We start from the raw sequence: 16,609 nt of genomic DNA on the forward strand, positions 1-16,609 counted from the left end.
GCTTTGCCGCGGATGACACGGAAACGCGCGGAAACACACGGGTCAAACAACAATCAAGAAATTGTTTGCACCGTTGTCAGAATACGCACTGGACTTGTCAGTATCCGTGTAGTTTCCGCGCGTTTCCGTGTCATCCGCGGCAAAGCTGTTAGCGGTCTCGCACCTACACAGAAAGCCCCCCAGCCTGTTCAAGCACGCCGACGCCGGAGCGCAAACACCGCGACAGCGCCGACCGCCATCAGCAGGAACGTGGAAGGCTCTGGCACCGTGCTCTGCACCGTGTAGGACGCGCGGTACGCCCCCTCGTTGTCATCATAGGCGCCCGGGTCTCCCCAGAACGAGAACCCATCGGCGATGCCGAGATAGAGTGTGGTGGCGCCATCGGGCACAAAGAACTGCTGTGTCACACTCGCCGCCGTCGAGCCGTCCCCAATGAAGAAGAGCTGTCCCAGCACTGGATTCAGGCTGAGAAACTCCGTGCCGATGGTATTGAAGTCGAGTGAAGCTGGCGCACTGGCGGGCAGGCCGGCACCGAGAAAGACGCCACCGAGAAATCCTGCCGTGCCTGCACTGATTCCGGAGATGGCTCCACTGCTGTTCAGTCCTGTGGAGATCAGTGGCGGCGCCGGGCCATCCGGGTTGGATGTGACACAGGTGTTGCCCGGGCAGAAAGACATCGTGCCAAGCACCGAGGAAAACGTGAGCACTCTTCCGGTGCCTGGCGTGAGCGCAATGCTCACCGGTGCAATGCCACCCCCGTCAGGTGGGACACATCCCGGAGCGCCGCAACCGGGCACGGCACTGTAGGCGTTGCCGCCGGCGAGATAGAGCGATTGTGTGGCGCCCACGGATACCGTGCCGCTCTGTGCGGCAGCGGACGCCGACAGTGCGACAGACGAGACCAGCAAGGCCGCGAACGAGCGAGTCAGACGTGTCATGGCAGAAGGGGTTGAGGTGTATGCAATGGGCAATGCTGCGGGTGTCGGCCATGACTGTGCAAGGAACCCCATGCATAGTGGATCACTATCGATGCAATGCCGAGGTATAATTTCCGACATGCGTACAATCTTGCGGGCCTCTCTGCTTGTCTGCGGTGTGTTGCTGGGTGTGGTAGGACTTCCGCGTGTCGCACACGCGCAGACATTGACGGGCGTGGTGATCAGCGCGGATGGTGGCACCCCGATCACTGCCGCGGTTCTGGTGGTACTCGACGCGCAACAGAAAGAGCGCGCACGTGTGGCCCTGTCATCGACGGGACGGTTTGTGCTGTCGGTGCCATCGGGTGTCTATCGATTGCGAGTGCTGCGCGTGGGCTACGCGCCATTCGATGGCGGCGAAGTGCGCGTCGACGGCACCACGCCACCAACGACCGTGCAATGGCGTGGCACACCCGTCGCGTTGCCGCAGGTGTTGGTGCGGGAGCGCCAACAGTGTGATCTGACCAAGGCGCAGGGCGCCACGTTGGCGGTGGTGTGGGAGCAGATCAGTGCAGCGCTCGGCGTGACCGATGCGAGCACCGATGCGCCCACGGCGACGACGCGGCAGTTCGATCGATATGGATTTGTGCGTCGCCTCGACGCGGAAGGCCGGCTCGTTCGCGGCATCACGCAACAGCGCACCCGTGGCGTGTCGCTCACCAGCTACCGGGCCTGGGATCCCGACAGTCTGGCCATGCAGGGCTATCTGCGTGAAGACGCCACCGGCAGCACGTTCTATGGACCCACGGCCAGCACGTTGGTGTCACCGGCGTTCTTGCGCACACATTGTTTTGAATTGATCGACCGACCGGATGGCAATCGCGAACGATTGATCGTGCGATTCGAGCCGGCAACGCCACGTGAGCGTGTCGTCGATATCGCCGGGAGCTTCTGGGTCGATCGTCGCACCGCCCGCTTGGACAGCGTGCAGTTTCGTTATACCGGACTGCCTGCGTTTGTCACGCCCGAGCAGGCGCGAGGCAGTGTGCAGTTCGCGCAACTGCCGGACGGGAGCTGGTTCGTGTCACAGTGGACGTTGCGCATGCCTCGGATCGGCGACCGCGCACGACGCAGCAGCGACAATCTGCGTCGCACGACGTTCGCGCTTGAAGAGCGGGCGGTCACTGAGATGCAGGAGGAGGGTGGGGTGGTACTCGCCGTGGAGGCCGGCCAGGTCCAGCACTATCGGGCCGCATTGCCAACGCTCCGTGTGCAGTTCGAACGACCGGCACCATGGATGGCGGCGGCAAGCGTCCGCGTGAGAGGGACAGACATCGCTGCGCCGATCGACAGTCTCGGGCGCGTCATGTTCTCCGTGCCGCAGGGCCGCTACGACCTCACGCTGCATTGGCCATTTGCCGCCGCCGGGGATACCGCTGCCTGGAACCTCGCCAGCGGCATCGCCACCCGGCACGACACCATGGCCGATAGTGTCCGCACGCCCACCGGCGACGCATTGCTCCGGCATCTCTGTGGCGCCGAGCCGCAACGAATGCGGCAGGCCGCGATCTGGGGCACGGTGACGGACTCCCTTGGCAAACCCCTCGTCGGGGCGACCGTCAAGGCAAAGTGGGTCGACGCCGTGCGATTGCCATCGACCGCATCGGGTGACCGTCTTTCTGCGTCGGCGCACGAACTGCAGTCGATCACCACGACCGGCGGCCATTTTCTGGTCTGTGGCGTGCCGCGCACCCAGTTCGTGGTGGAAGCGAGTGCCGGCGACCCGGGCGCCCCTCTGATGGGCCATACATCCGCCTATCTCACGGACGCCAGCCGCTTCGAACTGGTGAACACCCTCGTCGCCAAGCCCGTGGCGCCCGGAAAATGAGCATGCTGGCTGTCCTGCCCCCTGCAACCTCTCCAACTCCCTCCTGTCATCCTCTAGAAACCGATGAAGCCCGGCGGCGAGTCTTTCCGGCGACGCTCCCCCGCAGTCTCCACCGCGGCCAATTCCGGCTCCCCGGCGTCATCGGTTTCTAGAGGAATCAGGGGGGAGATGGAGAGGGCGCCGTGCAAGAGGACTGCAACTGCCCCCCTGCCAAGGCCTTCCGTCTGCTACCTCACATCCTGACGCATCGGCGCAAAAATGTGGATAACGTGACACCCATCTGATGGGCTCGGCTGTGTGTCACAAAGTTCCACAAGTGTAAAGAAATCCATGGGTTGCGCGATTTCTCCGGAAGTGTATTCTAGGGGAGTCACGGCATCAGTTCCGGTTTCGTCCACAATTTGTAATCGATCGGGCGCGCGGACCGCCAACGTCGGCGGTGCTCGCTGCAGCTCGATCGCCAGTGCCCCCCGCGGGGGTGCTGCGTCATTCACCCTGTGCCGCAAAAGCCCCGTATGGAGCTCCCCCGGATGACCTTCGAGTTCGAAGAGAGCGCTTCCCAGAACGCCCGCATGAAAGTGGTGGGCGTGGGTGGCGGCGGCGGCAACGCCGTGAACCGCATGATCGAGGAACACCTCGAGGGTGTCGAGTTCATCTCGGTGAACACCGACGCGCAGGCGCTCATGAACTCCAAGGCCGACGTCAAGATCCAGATCGGCAAGAAGCTGACGCGCGGGCTCGGCGCCGGTGCTCGCCCCGAGATCGGACGCCAGGCCATCGAAGAGAATCGCGAAGATACCAAGCGCGTGCTCGGCAACGCCGACCTCGTGTTCGTCACCTGCGGTATGGGCGGCGGCACGGGTACTGGTGCGGCGCCAGTGGTGTGCCAGTTGGCGCGTGAGGCCGGTGCGCTCACCGTGGGTATCGTCACCCGCCCGTTCCTCTTCGAAGGGCGCAAGCGGATGCGTCAGGCCGAAGAGGGCATCAACGAGATGCGCAAGAACGTCGACACGATGATCATCGTGCCGAACGAGCGCCTGCTCGCCGTCGTGGGCAAGGGCATCCCCTTCCACGAAGCCCTCAAGAAGGCCGACGAAGTGCTGCTGCATGCCACGCAGGGCATCTCGGTGCTGATCAGCGAAACCGGCATGGTGAATGTCGACTTTGCCGACGTGCGCACGGTCATGCAGAACGGCGGTTCGGCGCTCATGGGCACCGGCATCGGTCGCGGCGAAAACCGGGCCAGTGAAGCCGCCCAGCAGGCCATCGCCTCGCCGCTGCTCGACAACGTGTCCATCTCCGGAGCCACCGGCGTGCTGGTCAACATCACCGGCGGCGAAGACCTCACGTTGGGCGAAGTGCACCAGATCAATGACATCGTGCACGACGCGGTGGGCGATGACGCCGAAATCATCTTCGGCGCCGTCCACGAGCCGGCCATGATGGGGGAGATCCGGGTCACGGTCATTGCGACCGGATTCGATCGGTACGTGCAGGGAGGTCACACCGCGGGCCACACCTCGTCCCAAGGTGGTTTTGCCCCTTCCGCTGGTGTAACGCCGGCTGCATTTTCCCAAGCTGCGGCTGCTCCCAAGGCGCCGTCGGTGCTCCCGTTTCCGTCCCGCGAACGTCCTGCGGTCCGGCCCCCGGCGCCACCGGCGAGGCCAGCGTGGGAGGGGGCAGCTCCGCGTCCTCCCCGCGTCCAACCGCCGGCCTCGTCGTCGAGTGCTGAACTCGACGACATGGAAATTCCGACGTTCATACGGAGACAGATGGATTGACCGTCACGCGAACGCTGCTCGTTGCCGCTGGATGTCTGGGGATCGGAGCGGCGGTTATCGCGCTGGGTCGACCGGTCGAAGAGCGCCCTGCCGCCGAAGTCCTGACGGCCGGGCCTCGTGTGTCTTCCCGTTGGCGCACCACCGTGGACACGCTGCGAAAGGGCGAAGCGCTGTCGGTGGCGTTGCAGCGCGCGGGCGTGTCACCACTGGAAGCTGCTGACGCACTGCGGGCGGCTTCGGCAATTGATTCCCGTCGCATTCGCGCCGGAACCCAGATCACGGCGCGAGTCGAACCTGACTCTGGTACGTCGGAGATCATCTTCCAGCTCGCGATCGATCGGATTGTTCGCCTGACCCGGTCGAATGTCGGCACCAGCGACTGGACCGAAAAGGAAGAATTGCTCCCCTGGAGCACCGACACGGTGGTCGTGGGTGGGGTGGTCACGTCCACCCTCACGGGCGCCATTGCGGCCGGCGCTGATGCTTTCCCCGAGCGGGTGCGGACCGAGCTGGCCTATGCACTGGCCGATATCCTCGAGTATCGCGTCGATCTGAGCCGCGACCTGCAGAAGGGCGATTCCGTGCGGGTGCTCGTCGAACGGCAGGTCGCCCCCAATGGCATGGTGCGCCCGGGCAACATCATCGCCGCCCGCCTCACGGTGGACGGACGCTCGGTGGAAACCATGCGCTTCGCGCAGGGCACGCGCGCGTCGTACTACGATGGCGAGGGCAAGTCCATGCGCGCCGCGTTCCTGCGGGCCCCTTTGGCCTTCCGGCGCATCTCCAGTGTGTTCGGCCTTCGGCGTCATCCCATCCTCGGCGTCACACGTGCTCACCAGGGCACCGACTATGCCGCGGCGGCGGGCACGCCGGTGCGCGCGCTCGGTGATGGTCGTGTGATTTTTGCTGGCTGGAAGGGCGGGTATGGGCGTGTCATCGAGATCCGTCATACCAACGGGTACGTGACGCGCTATGGACACCTCAAGGGGTTTGCGAGCGGGATCAAGGCCGGCACATCGGTGGCGATCTCACGAACCATTGGGTTCGTTGGTGCGACCGGACTCGCGACGGCACCGCACCTGCATTTCGAAGTCCTGGTTGGTGGCAAACACCGTGACCCGCGCGTGGCACTGCGCAATGTCACCGGCGAGCCGTTGGCCGCTGCGCAGCGTGCCGAGTTTGTGGCACTCAAGGCGCGCCTGTTCGCCCAACTCGATGCCGGACAGCCCACGCTGGCCATGCGTGGTGAGGGAGTGCGCGGCACCGGCGACTGAACGTTGCCTGCTAGGGTACACGTACAAGCATGACGGGGCGGGAGCGCAGGTAGACTCCCGCCCCGTCCCCTTTTTTCTGACCGCTCTTCTCGTGAGCTTACCTGCGTGATTCGCTGGATCGTCGCCATCGCGTTGGGCCTACTGGCCGCCTGGCTCGCCTATGGGCGTGGACAGGCTGGGGTTTCGCCGCGCACCGGACGCTGGGGGCTTGCCGCGCTGCGTGCGCTTGCCGTGACCATCGTGGCCGCGTTACTCGTTGGCGCGCCATCCGGTCGTGCCAAGCCATTGCCGGCCCTGCTGGCTGTCGACGCTTCCGCCTCGTGGCGTCGTGCGGCGGGCGATGAAAGCACCGCCGTGCGGGCATGGCGCACGCGACTCATCGACAGTGTGTTGCCCGCCGTTGGTGCGGATGCGCCACTGGTGTTCATCGGTGACTCGCTGCGCGAGGGAACACGGGATGATCTGTCGCGCTGGTTTCCGTCTGACGTCGCCTCGCGCGCACGTTCGGCGGTCGATCGCGCGGCGTCGATGGGCCGGTCACTGGTGCTGGTGACCGATGGCGAACTCGATGACGCCGACGTGCTCGCGGAGTCGCCGGCCGGTTCGCGTGTGGTCACCATGAACAGCGGCGCGCCACGTCGCGATGTGGCCGTGGCCGATCTCACCGCGCCCTCCTCCGCAACGGCCGCCGATACCGTCCCCGTGGCGGCCACCTTGGTGGCTGGTGGGGTGGCCACGCCGGATGGCACGCTGGCCGTACTGCTGGACGGCACCGAGGTGGCGTCGATACCGGTGCCGGCGCTTGCACCGTTCGCCAGTACACGCGTGACCACGATGGTCGCGATGCCACGTGGTTCGCGCATTGCGTTGTTGCAATCGGTGGTGCGAGTGGCGGCCGATGCGGAGCCGCGCAATGACACACTCACGGTGGCCATCGATGTTGGTGATCGACCGACGGCGGTGTTTCTGTCCACCGCGCCGGATATCGACGTACGTGAAGCGCTGACGGTGCTGCGCGGATCGCTGGATGTTCCCACCCGTGCCTACCTGCGGGTGGCACCAAACGTGTGGCGTGTGGAAGGTTCGCTGGCGCCGATCAGTGAAGCGGAGGTGCGGGATCGTGCTTCGGCGGCTGGCATGTTGGTGCTGCACGGCGACACGAGCTGGCTGGGTGCCCGCGGCACGGCGGTGGCCCGCGCATTGTGGATTCCTGCACCGCCGACCGCCGTCGCACGAGCCGGTGAACTGACCCGCACGCCGGAGTGGTACGCTGCCTCGGCGCCGGCGTCACCGCTCATGTCGGCCCTGACAGCGCTGCCGTTTGATTCGCTGCCCCCCATCACACTGGCTGGACCTGCCGTGCCAACGGGGGCGACCACGTCCGCCGCCGTGCTGACGGCGCGACTGGGCAAGCGTGGCGACGCCGTGGCGGCCATCGCCGCGCGCGAAGAGCGTGGCACGCGGGCGGTGATCATTTCCGGTTCTGGGTACGCAGGCTGGTCACTGCGTGGTGGTCGTCCGCGTGAAGCCTTCACTGCGCTGTGGGGCGCGATCTTCGATTGGGTGTCGGCGGGTCGCGGTGATGTGCGTGCCGCGCGCCCGGTGGCAGGACTGACCCGCGCTGGTGAGCCGGTGCTGTGGCGTCGCGGTGGCGCGGACACGCTGGTGGCGGTCGCCATCACCCGGCGTGGAGCGGCCCAGGCGGCCAACACGCCCGCCGACTCACTCACGCTCACATTCCCGTCTCGCAGCTTCGATGTGACGTCGATCCCATTGCCGGCCGGGGTGTATGACGTGCGTACGGCCGGTGGCAGCAGCGTACTGGTGGTGAACGCGGCGCGTGAATGGGTGCCCCGTGCACCGACCGTGATGGCCGGCAATGCGACCCGCAGCGCGTCCAGCTCCACGGCGCCGCGATTGGTCGATGCCGGATGGCCCTTTCTGCTCGCGCTGCTGCTCCTGTGCGGCGAATGGCTGGGGCGCCGGGCTGCTGGCCAGCGATAGCGCCTCCCCGAATCTCACTACGGCTTCTCCGCATGTCGCGACTATTCAGACGAAAAGATGATGTTCCCAAGCGCTCGCTGTGGCAGCGCGTCAAGGACATCGTGCGCACCGACGTGTCGGTGCTGTTCAAGGGTGTTGATGAAGGTTCGCTCGAGGCGCTGGAAACACTGCTCATCGAGTCCGACTTTGGTGTGCCCACCTCGCTCGCGCTGGTGGCCGAAGTGGAGCGACGACACAAGCGCGGTGAGGTGAAGACCGAGGCGGAGTTCCGTCAGGCTCTCGCCGACGGCGTGGCCAATGCGTTGCGGACCGGCAATGCGGATCCGGCGATGGCCATGGCCGCATCGGGCCCGACGGTGCTGTTGGTGATCGGTGTGAACGGTGCAGGGAAAACCACGTTCATCGGCAAGCTGGCCGCGCAGTACCGTGCGCAGGGCAAGCGGGTGCTGGTTGGCGCGGCCGACACGTTCCGCGCCGGCGCCATCGATCAGTTGCGCGTATGGGCCGAGCGTTCGGGGGCGGAATTCGTGGGCGGGAAGCCGGGATCAGATCCCGCGTCGGTGGCCTACGACGCCGTGGACGCGGGGATTGCCCGCAACATGGATCTGATCATCGTGGACACGGCGGGGCGTCTGCATACGAGTGACGACCTGATGACGGAGCTGCGCAAGATGCATCGGGTCATCGGCAAGCGGATGCCGGAAGCCCCTCACGAAATCCTGCTGGTCCTCGACGGGACCATCGGGCAGAATGCGCTGTCGCAGGCACGCACGTTCTCCAGTGCCGTGCCCGTCACCGGCGTGGTGGTGACCAAGCTCGATGGCACCGCCAAGGGAGGTATCGTGGTGGCGGTGCATGAAGCCCTCAATGTCCCCATCAAGTACGTGGGGGTGGGGGAACAGGTCGGTGATCTCGAGCCGTTTGACGCCGACGTGTACGCGAAGGAACTGGTCGAGGCCTGACCACACTCCGGCACCTGCGGCACATACTCATCAGGTAGATGGCCGATCCGTTTGACCGTGACAGGGAACGCCGTGTGCCGTCGCGGCGTCCTCCGCGACTCACGTTCGACACGCCGGTCACCTATCTCAAGGGTGTGGGCCCTGCGCGGGCGCTCATGCTTGCTCGGCTCGGCATCACAGTGGCCGGCGATCTGCTGCGCCATGTGCCACACCGGTATGAAGACGCCTCCACGATCACGCCCATCAATGATGCGGCGATTGGGGCCGATGTCAGCGTCCTTGGGCAGGTCATCGCCAAGGGCGTGCTACCCACGCGCAAAGGCCTGCGGGTTTTTCAGGCAGTCATCCAGGACAGCTCCGGGCTGATCGAGATCGCCTGGCCGGGCCAGCCGTTCCTCGATCGCACGATCAACAAGGGAGATTGGCTGTTGTGCACCGGCCCCGTGCGCTTTTTCCACGGGAGACGGTTACAGCCGCGCGAGTACGTGAACCTCGGTCCCGATGAAGAGGGCACCGGTGGCGGACGTGTGCTGGCGATCTATCCGAGCACCGAAGGCCTCTCGGTGCGTATGCTGCGCTCGCTGGTGCAACAGCATCTCGATGCGCTGCTGCCACTGGTGCAGGAACCGCTTCCCGCAGATGTGCTGCAGGAAGCCGATGTCCCGGCGTTGCCGGAAGCCCTCCGCATGGTGCATCGACCCGCCTCGGTGGCCGAAGCCGAACGGGGACGGGCGCGCCTGGCCTTCGAAGAGTTGTTGTGTGTACAGGTGCTGCATCGCCGCGCGCACCAGGTGGCTCGTCAGGCGCGCCCCGGACGTGCGCTGCGCAGCCGGCGCACATTGACCACGCAGTTGCGTGAGCAGTTGCCCTATGCGCTCACGGCGGCGCAGGTGCGGGCCGTCCGTGAGATCGCCACCGACATGGGCAGCCCGTGGCGCATGCACCGCTTGTTGCAGGGAGATGTCGGCGCGGGCAAGACCGTGGTCGCGCTCTTCGCCGCGCTCATCGCCATGGAAAACGGGGCCCAGGTGGCCCTGATGGCCCCCACCGAATTGCTCGCCGAACAGCACGCGCGTGGCATGACCGCGCTGCTCGCGCCGCTTGGGATTGCACCGGTCTTGCTCACCGGACGCCTGTCAGCGGCCGATCGTCGCGCGGCGCTGGCTCGCATTGCCGACCCGGCCCCCGCGCTCGTGGTGGGCACGCATGCGTTGCTGCAATCGGACGTGGCATTCGCCAATCTTGGCCTCAGCATCATCGACGAGCAGCACCGCTTTGGTGTGGAACAGCGCGCCGTGCTCGGAGACAAAGGGACGGCCACCGACGTCCTGCTCATGACGGCCACCCCCATCCCACGTTCACTCGCGTTGACGCTGCACGGGGATCTCGATGTGAGTGTCCTCGACGAACGACCACCGGGGCGACAGCCGATCACGACCGTGGTGCGGCGGGAATCGGCACGGGACAAGGTCTTTGCATTTGCCGCCAGTGAGCTCGATGCGGGGCATCAGTTGTATGTCGTCTATCCGCTGATCGAGACCAGCGAAAAGATCGACCTCAAGAACGCCACGACGATGTTCGACACGCTGGTCGCCGGACCGCTGGCTGGCCGCCAGGTCGCCCTGCTGCATGGCCGTATTCCCGGCGAGGAACGTGATGCCATCATGCGGCGGTTCCGCGATGGGGAGATCGATGCGTTGGTATCCACGACGGTCATCGAAGTGGGGATCGATGTGCCCAACGCCAGCGTCATGATCATCGAACACCCCGAGCGCTTCGGACTCTCGCAGTTGCACCAGCTACGGGGCCGCGTGGGTCGCGGGCAGGCCCGGTCCTACTGCATCCTGCTGGGGGATGTGGGGGGGGAGGCGGCGGAACGGCTCGAGCTGTTTGCCGGCACCGAAGACGGCTTCGAGATCGCCCGGGCCGATCTGCGTCTGCGTGGCATGGGAGACCTGTTTGGCGCCCGCCAGCACGGGGATCCCGCGTTTCGGGTGGCGGACCTCCTGCGGGACGAGGCCCTGCACGATACGGCCCGTGAGGTGGCCGATCGCCTGCTGGCGCAGGACCCCGAATTGGCGCAGCCGGCGCATGCGGGCCTTCGGCACCTGCTGACGGTGGGCTATGCCCGTGCGCTCGATCTGTTCCGGGTCGGCTGAGGTAAGACCTTTTTTTCGGCCAATCGTCCTTGCTCTGAGTCCGCACATGGCGGACGGCTGAGGTGTGAGCGAGATTACCCGACTCGGATCGAGATCAGAAAATGCCCGGCGGATTGGCGTTCGGGGACGTTCTGGATACCGGTGGAGTCGTGCGACGTCGCTCGCTCTCGGAGTAGCAAGTAGGCGCATTGCGATCGAGGGGTTGTGCCGGGGCCGTCCAGATTACGCACGCGATCAATTGTTGCGGCGCTGCTGACCTTTGTCGGCGCGTTGCTCGTGGGCGTCGCTTTCGATCGGTGGTACGGCGAATCGCTCATGGAGCGCGAGCGCGAACGCGTGCGCGCGTATGTCGCGCCGTATGCCGGTGCCATTGAAGGTGTTTTCAATCGGCATGTCGGTCGGCTGGCCGGTCTGGTCGCCTTTGTCGATGCGCAGCCGTCGGTGTCGTCGATGCACGCGGCGTTTCCCACGATCGCGGAAGGATTGCGCGCCGCTGCGCCGGGCCTTCGCGCGCTGCAACTCAACCGCGCCGGACGAATCGTCGCCACGTTTCCCATGGCCGATTCGGCGCGCTTGCTCGGATACGACCTGTTGAGCGATCCGCGTCCCGAGATTCGTGGGGATGTGCGACGGGCGATGGATTCGGACCACATGGTGATCAGTGGGCCGTCCGCGCTGCTGCAGGGTGGTGTGGGACTCATCCTGCGGCAACGGGTCTCCAATGTGCGCGCCGGGTTTCCCGATCTCGTCACGATGGTGCTGGATCTCGATCCGCTGTTCGAAGAAGCGGATGGCGCCGCCGTACCCAAATCGGTGCGCACCGTGTTGCTCGACCGCCGAGGGCAGGCACTGCGCGGAGACTTGGGTGATGTGACCGAACCCACCATGACGCCCGTTCGCATCGGTGACGGGGATTGGACTGTCCTGGCGTCGCCGGTGGGAGGGTGGGGCGCTGCCGTCGCCGACGACCTGCGTCCGACACGGGCGGCGTCGGTGCTGATCACGCTGCTGCTCACCTCGCTCGCGTTTGGCGTGATCGGGCGGCAGGAAGTGCTGCGTGATGCCGTCGACGATCGCACGCACGATCTGGCGCGGGCCAACGACGAACTGCGCCGCAAGGGCGAAGAACGCCTGCAGCTCGAAGAACGGCTGCTGCATTCGCAGAAGATGGAAGCGGTGGGCACGTTGGCCGGTGGCATTGCGCACGACTTCAACAATCTGCTCACGGCCATCGTCGGGTTCACCCAGCTCTCCGAGCAGCAGGTGAGCGCACTGCAGAACGCCTTCGCTGGGTCGGCAGAGTCCGATCGACTGACCGAATTACGCCAGGATCTCACCGAGATTCTGAAGGCGGCCGATCGCGCCTCGTTGCTCACGGCGCAGTTGCTCACCTTCAGTCGCCGTCAGACGGTCACGCCGTCGCGCGTGAACATGAATGGCACCGTGCACGACATTCAGCGCATGCTGCGTCGACTCATCGGCGAGCAGGTTACGCTGGTCACCGAGGCCTGTGAACAGCCATTGCCTGTCATGGCGGACAGTGGTCAGTTGGCGCAGGTGGTGGTGAATCTGGTCGTCAATGCACGTGATGCGCTGCCCAACGGCGGTGTCATTCGGGTCACCACGCGAGCGCTCGACATCGAGACCAGCAGCGATGCCCCGTGGCCCGGTTTGCCCGTGGGGCAGTGGGTGCTGCTCTCGGTGCAGGACGACGGCATGGGTATGCCCCCAGATGTCGTGGCCCGCATGTGGGAACCGTTCTTCACGACCAAACAACTTGGCGATGGCACCGGCCTCGGACTGAGCACGGTGCATGGCATCGTGACGCAGGCTGGTGGGCATGTCTATTGTGACAGCGGCGTGGGGCGTGGCACGACCGTCACGATCGCCCTGCCGCGGTTGGCCCACACATTCGAGGCGGTCACCGAACCGGCACTCATCGCCGCGCGTGCCGATGGCGAAGTGATTCTGGTGGTGGAAGACGAAGCGGGGCTGCGTCGACTGGTCTCGGAAATCCTGCGCCGGAAGGGCTATCAGGTGCGTGTCGCGCAGGACGGCACGGATGCGCTGGAGCAACTCTCCGCGGGGCTGGCGCCGGCGCTCGTGCTCACCGACGTCGTCATGCCGCGCATGGGAGGCCGGGAATTGGCCGAAGCCATCACCGAGCGGGGATGGCAGTTGCCCGTGCTGTTCATGTCCGGCTATCAGGCGGGCGAAGAGTTGCCCGACGACGAAGAACATGCCTTCATCGGCAAACCGTTCACGCCCGAGGCGCTGGTCACCCGGGTGCGCAACGTGCTGGTGCGAAGCTGAGGCACGTGCTGGAGCGCGCTGGCGCGTGACTCAGCCCGCCCCACTCAGAGGCGGCGCATGGTGGTGACGAGTTGCTCGAGGTGGGCCAGGTAGCGGTCAAACGCCTGCCGCCCTTCGGCGGTGAGCCGATAGGAGGTACGCGGCGTACGTCCGGCAAATTCCTTGGTGCACACCAGATAGCCGGCATCCTCGAGCTTGCGCGCATGCACACTCAGATTGCCGTCGGTGAGCTGCAACAGATCACGGAGCTCGGTGTGCGTGCGTGACTCGCCGCTCGCCAATGCCGTGACGATCGCCAGACGCGCACGTTCGTGAATGAGCCCATCGAGGGCAGGGATCTGTCCTACCATCTCTCCATCGATCGCCTCCAGCGTCGGCGCGCGCTTTGGTTCCGGAGTGGAACGCGGCACGGACGCATCGACGTCGGACAGGCGGGCCAGCTTGCGATTGGCACGAGCGCCCATGTGCTCCTCAACCTCCGTACCGGCGACGCACGATCTCGCCGGTGATCAGGTGCCCTGCGCCAAAACCGATTGCCATCATCCCATCATGCCACGACTGCGGGAGGGCCGCGGCGATGGCCGAGCAGACCAGCAGCGACATGCCGAATCGCGGCACCACACGAGCGGTGGATACCGCTCCCGCCGCCAGGACACCAACGCCGTAACACCCGAGCCAGATCGGCACGAGCATGGACCAACTGTCAGCGCGCCACGCGGTGACCGTCAGCACCACGCCAAGTAGCAGGGGGGGCATCAACCCACGACTGAAGCGCCGGGCTGCCCCGCCATCGAGCGGCAGTCCGTGGCGCCGCGCTTTGCGCACCACGGTCAACGCGCCTACCGCACAAGCGGCCACGGCCGCTGCCACCCACGTCAGCAGCCATCGGTCGATCGTGCCCTGACCGTGGGCGAGCACCGCGGCCCCGATGGCCACCATGCCCATGCCAACGCCCCCCAGCCCCGGCACGGCCGAAAAATTTTCGGCTCGGTCGAGCACCTGCCGCACGTAGGCCAGGTCGTCGGCCGCCCGATTGCCGAGCGAGGAAACAGAGGACATGGAGACAATTTCGGTCTGGAAAGGTGTTGTGGCAAGTCCTTTGCTGCGTAAAGTCGTGTTGAACTGTCTCGGTGCCGTCCGTAGCTTGCCACCTCTTCGTCCTCCCACCCACGCCTCATGCGACTCGACTCCACCCGCATTGCCGACCTGCAGCACCATGTCGGCCAGACCGTCACTGTTCGCGCCTGGATCACGCACCTGCGATCCAAGGGCAAGCTGGGCTTCGCGGTGGTGCGCGACGGCACGGGCATCATGCAGGCGGTGGTGGTCAAGGCCGAAGTGCCTGAGGCGGCCTGGGAGGCGTTTGGTCACCTGACCCAGGAAAGCAGCGTGGCGCTGACCGGCGAAGTGCGGGCCGATGCGCGAGCCCCCGGGGGATTCGAGATGGGCGTTCAGCAACTCGAGCTCATTGGCGCGAGCCCGCTGGACTATCCCATCCAGCCCAAGGAACACGGTGTCGACTTCCTGCTCGACAACCGCACGTTCTGGCTGCGCAGTCCTCGGCAGGTGGCCATCATGCGCGTCCGGCATGAGCTCGAGCAGGCCGTGCACGACTTTTTCTACGCGCGGGATTTTGTGCGATGTGACACGCCCATTCTCACGGCGGCCATCGGCGAACGCGCGGGATTGTTCGGTACCGAGTACTTCGACGAAGGCACGGCGTACCTGGCGCAAACGGGCCAGCTCTATGGCGAAGCACTCGCCGCTGCCATGGGACGCATCTACACGTTCGGACCCACGTTCCGCGCCGAGAAGAGCAAGACGCGTCGTCATCTCACCGAGTTCTGGATGATCGAACCCGAGATGGCGTGGTACGATCAGGACGACAACATGGATCTCCAGGAGGAGTTTGTCCGCTACCTCGTGGAGCGCGTGCTGGAGCGTCGTCAGGAAGAGCTGAAGGTGCTCGAACGCGATACCAGCAAGCTGGATTGTGTGTCGCAGCCGTTTCTGCGTCTCGACTACACCGACGCGGTGGCCTTTGCCCAGAGCAAGGGCAGTGACATCAAATGGGGCGACGATCTCGGCGCACCCGACGAAGCGCTCATCGTGGACGAACACCAGCGTCCCGTCTTCGTGGTGAACTATCCGAAGGAAGCCAAGGCGTTCTACATGAAGGAGAACCCGGCCGATCCGCGCACGGTGCGTTGCGCGGATCTGTTGGCGCCGGAAGGCCGTGGTGAGATCATTGGCGGTTCACAGCGTGAAGACGACTACGAGAAGATTCTCGCCCGTCTCACGCACGAAGGACTGCCGGTCGAAGCCTATGGTTGGTACCTCGACCTGCGTCGCTACGGGACGTTCACGCACTCGGGCTTCGGACTTGGACTCGAGCGCACCATTGCGTGGATCTGCGGCATCGAACACATCCGCGAGTGCATTCCCTTCCCGCGCATGATGGGTCGTCTCACCCCCTGATGTTCTTCGGGGTCAGCCCGCGCGCTCTTCGGCCTTGACCGCGTCCCAGTAGTGGTCCTGCTCGTCGAGCGTGAGGGTACTGAGCGTCTTGCCATCGGCCTGGGCGAGGCGCTCCATGGTGGCGTAGCGACGCACGAACTTCGCATTGGTGCGATCGAGCGCCAGGGCTCCGTGCACGCCGGTTTTGCGGCACAGATTCACCACCGCGAAGAGCAGGTCACCCAGTTCCGCTTCCAGCGCGTCCTGGTTGGTCACCGCGCCCGTGGCCGGATCGATGAGGCTCGCGACTTCTTCGACCTCTTCGCGCACCTTGGCCAGCGGGCCGAGCGCGTCGGGCCAGTCGAAGCCCACCCCGGCAGCGCGATCCTGCAGCCGGTGCGCACGATGTAATGATGGCAATCCGGCCGGCAGTCCGTCTTCGAGGGTGGATCGTTTGGCTTTCGCGGCCTTCATCGATTCCCACGAACGCTTCACGCCGTCGCCATACAAGTGTGGGTGACGCGCGTGCATCTTGGCGATGAGCGCACCGGCCACATCCTGCATCCCGAACGCACCACGCTCTTCGGCGACGACGCTGTGAAAGAGCACCTGCAGGAACAGGTCACCCAATTCATCACGCAACACGGCATCGTCGCCTTGCGCGATCGCGTCGTCCACCTCGTGCGCTTCTTCGATGAGGTACGGCCGCAGTGACGCGTGGGTCTGTACCCGATCCCACTCGCAGCGTGCGCGCAGATCGCGCATCAGTGCCAGCGCGTCGTCGAGAGAACGGGGCGCCGGTGTGGCGGCCGTGGTGTCGGACGAAGAGGCGTGATCGTCGCTCACGGGAGTCG

General features: G+C 65.5%; 12 protein-coding genes. 8 read left to right on the plus strand and 4 right to left on the minus strand.

From position 1 onward, the window contains the following. Positions 1–188 precede the first annotated feature (188 nt). Positions 189–938, minus strand: a complete 750-nt coding sequence (locus tag GAU_RS20615; RefSeq protein ID WP_052574303.1) for a PEP-CTERM sorting domain-containing protein — start codon at positions 936–938, stop codon at positions 189–191. A 118-nt stretch (positions 939–1,056) separates the two neighbouring features. On the opposite strand from GAU_RS20615, the gene GAU_RS07345 reads away from it, so the two are divergent. The 7 genes from GAU_RS07345 to GAU_RS20625 all read left to right on the plus strand — a co-directional run bounded on the left by GAU_RS07345 (position 1,057) and on the right by GAU_RS20625 (position 13,298). After that, complete coding sequence (locus tag GAU_RS07345) at positions 1,057–2,805, plus strand: carboxypeptidase-like regulatory domain-containing protein (RefSeq protein WP_041265366.1); 1,749 nt, start codon at positions 1,057–1,059, stop codon at positions 2,803–2,805. Between the two features lie 530 nt (positions 2,806–3,335). Continuing rightward, complete coding sequence (gene ftsZ / locus GAU_RS07350) at positions 3,336–4,586, plus strand: cell division protein FtsZ (RefSeq protein ID WP_012682928.1); 1,251 nt, start codon at positions 3,336–3,338, stop codon at positions 4,584–4,586. Next, entirely contained in the window at positions 4,583–5,860 is a 1,278-nt protein-coding gene (locus GAU_RS20620; RefSeq protein ID WP_012682929.1) for a M23 family metallopeptidase, read from the plus strand. Before ftsZ ends, GAU_RS20620 begins: the two co-directional genes overlap by 4 nt. Before the next feature lie 105 nt (positions 5,861–5,965). Beyond that, positions 5,966–7,864 (plus strand): hypothetical protein, encoded by a 1,899-nt coding sequence (locus GAU_RS07360; protein ID WP_012682930.1) that lies wholly within the window; start codon positions 5,966–5,968, stop codon positions 7,862–7,864. Positions 7,865–7,896: 32 nt separating this feature from the next. After that, positions 7,897–8,826 carry a signal recognition particle-docking protein FtsY gene (ftsY, locus tag GAU_RS07365; protein WP_012682931.1) on the plus strand — a complete coding sequence of 310 codons (930 nt, stop codon included), beginning with the start codon at positions 7,897–7,899 and terminating at the stop codon, positions 8,824–8,826. A gap of 38 nt (positions 8,827–8,864) precedes the next feature. After that, positions 8,865–10,985, plus strand: a complete 2,121-nt coding sequence (gene recG / locus GAU_RS07370) for an ATP-dependent DNA helicase RecG (protein WP_012682932.1) — start codon at positions 8,865–8,867, stop codon at positions 10,983–10,985. A gap of 204 nt (positions 10,986–11,189) precedes the next feature. Continuing rightward, complete coding sequence (locus GAU_RS20625) at positions 11,190–13,298, plus strand: hybrid sensor histidine kinase/response regulator (RefSeq protein ID WP_012682933.1); 2,109 nt, start codon at positions 11,190–11,192, stop codon at positions 13,296–13,298. A 44-nt stretch (positions 13,299–13,342) separates the two neighbouring features. Here the strand turns inward: GAU_RS20625 and GAU_RS07380 are convergent, their stop codons facing one another. Continuing rightward, complete coding sequence (locus tag GAU_RS07380) at positions 13,343–13,762, minus strand: winged helix-turn-helix domain-containing protein (protein WP_197526062.1); 420 nt, start codon at positions 13,760–13,762, stop codon at positions 13,343–13,345. A gap of 7 nt (positions 13,763–13,769) precedes the next feature. Beyond that, positions 13,770–14,357 carry a hypothetical protein gene (locus GAU_RS07385; protein WP_012682935.1) on the minus strand — a complete coding sequence of 196 codons (588 nt, stop codon included), beginning with the start codon at positions 14,355–14,357 and terminating at the stop codon, positions 13,770–13,772. A gap of 117 nt (positions 14,358–14,474) precedes the next feature. Between GAU_RS07385 and asnS the strand changes: the two genes are divergently transcribed. Next, complete coding sequence (gene asnS / locus GAU_RS07390) at positions 14,475–15,776, plus strand: asparagine--tRNA ligase (protein ID WP_012682936.1); 1,302 nt, start codon at positions 14,475–14,477, stop codon at positions 15,774–15,776. A gap of 12 nt (positions 15,777–15,788) precedes the next feature. Here asnS and mazG read toward each other — a convergent pair whose 3' ends face one another. Beyond that, positions 15,789–16,601: a nucleoside triphosphate pyrophosphohydrolase gene (gene mazG / locus GAU_RS07395; protein ID WP_012682937.1), complete on the minus strand. Its 813-nt coding sequence runs from the start codon at positions 16,599–16,601 to the stop codon at positions 15,789–15,791. Positions 16,602–16,609: the final 8 nt, after the last annotated feature.

Source organism: Gemmatimonas aurantiaca T-27 (assembly GCF_000010305.1).
Classification (GTDB): Bacteria; Gemmatimonadota; Gemmatimonadetes; order Gemmatimonadales; family Gemmatimonadaceae; genus Gemmatimonas; species Gemmatimonas aurantiaca.

Bases quoted from the DNA above. Each gene is read 5' to 3' on its own strand.
- GAU_RS20615 (WP_052574303.1), bottom strand. From the start codon at position 938: ATGACACGTCTGACTCGCTCGTTCGCGGCCTTGCTGGTCTCGTCTGTC.
- GAU_RS07345 (WP_041265366.1), top strand. From the start codon at position 1,057: ATGCGTACAATCTTGCGGGCCTCTCTGCTTGTCTGCGGTGTGTTGCTG.
- ftsZ (WP_012682928.1), top strand. From the start codon at position 3,336: ATGACCTTCGAGTTCGAAGAGAGCGCTTCCCAGAACGCCCGCATGAAA.
- ftsY (WP_012682931.1), top strand. From the start codon at position 7,897: ATGTCGCGACTATTCAGACGAAAAGATGATGTTCCCAAGCGCTCGCTG.
- recG (WP_012682932.1), top strand. From the start codon at position 8,865: ATGGCCGATCCGTTTGACCGTGACAGGGAACGCCGTGTGCCGTCGCGG.
- GAU_RS07380 (WP_197526062.1), bottom strand. From the start codon at position 13,762: ATGGGCGCTCGTGCCAATCGCAAGCTGGCCCGCCTGTCCGACGTCGAT.
- GAU_RS07385 (WP_012682935.1), bottom strand. From the start codon at position 14,357: ATGTCCTCTGTTTCCTCGCTCGGCAATCGGGCGGCCGACGACCTGGCC.
- asnS (WP_012682936.1), top strand. From the start codon at position 14,475: ATGCGACTCGACTCCACCCGCATTGCCGACCTGCAGCACCATGTCGGC.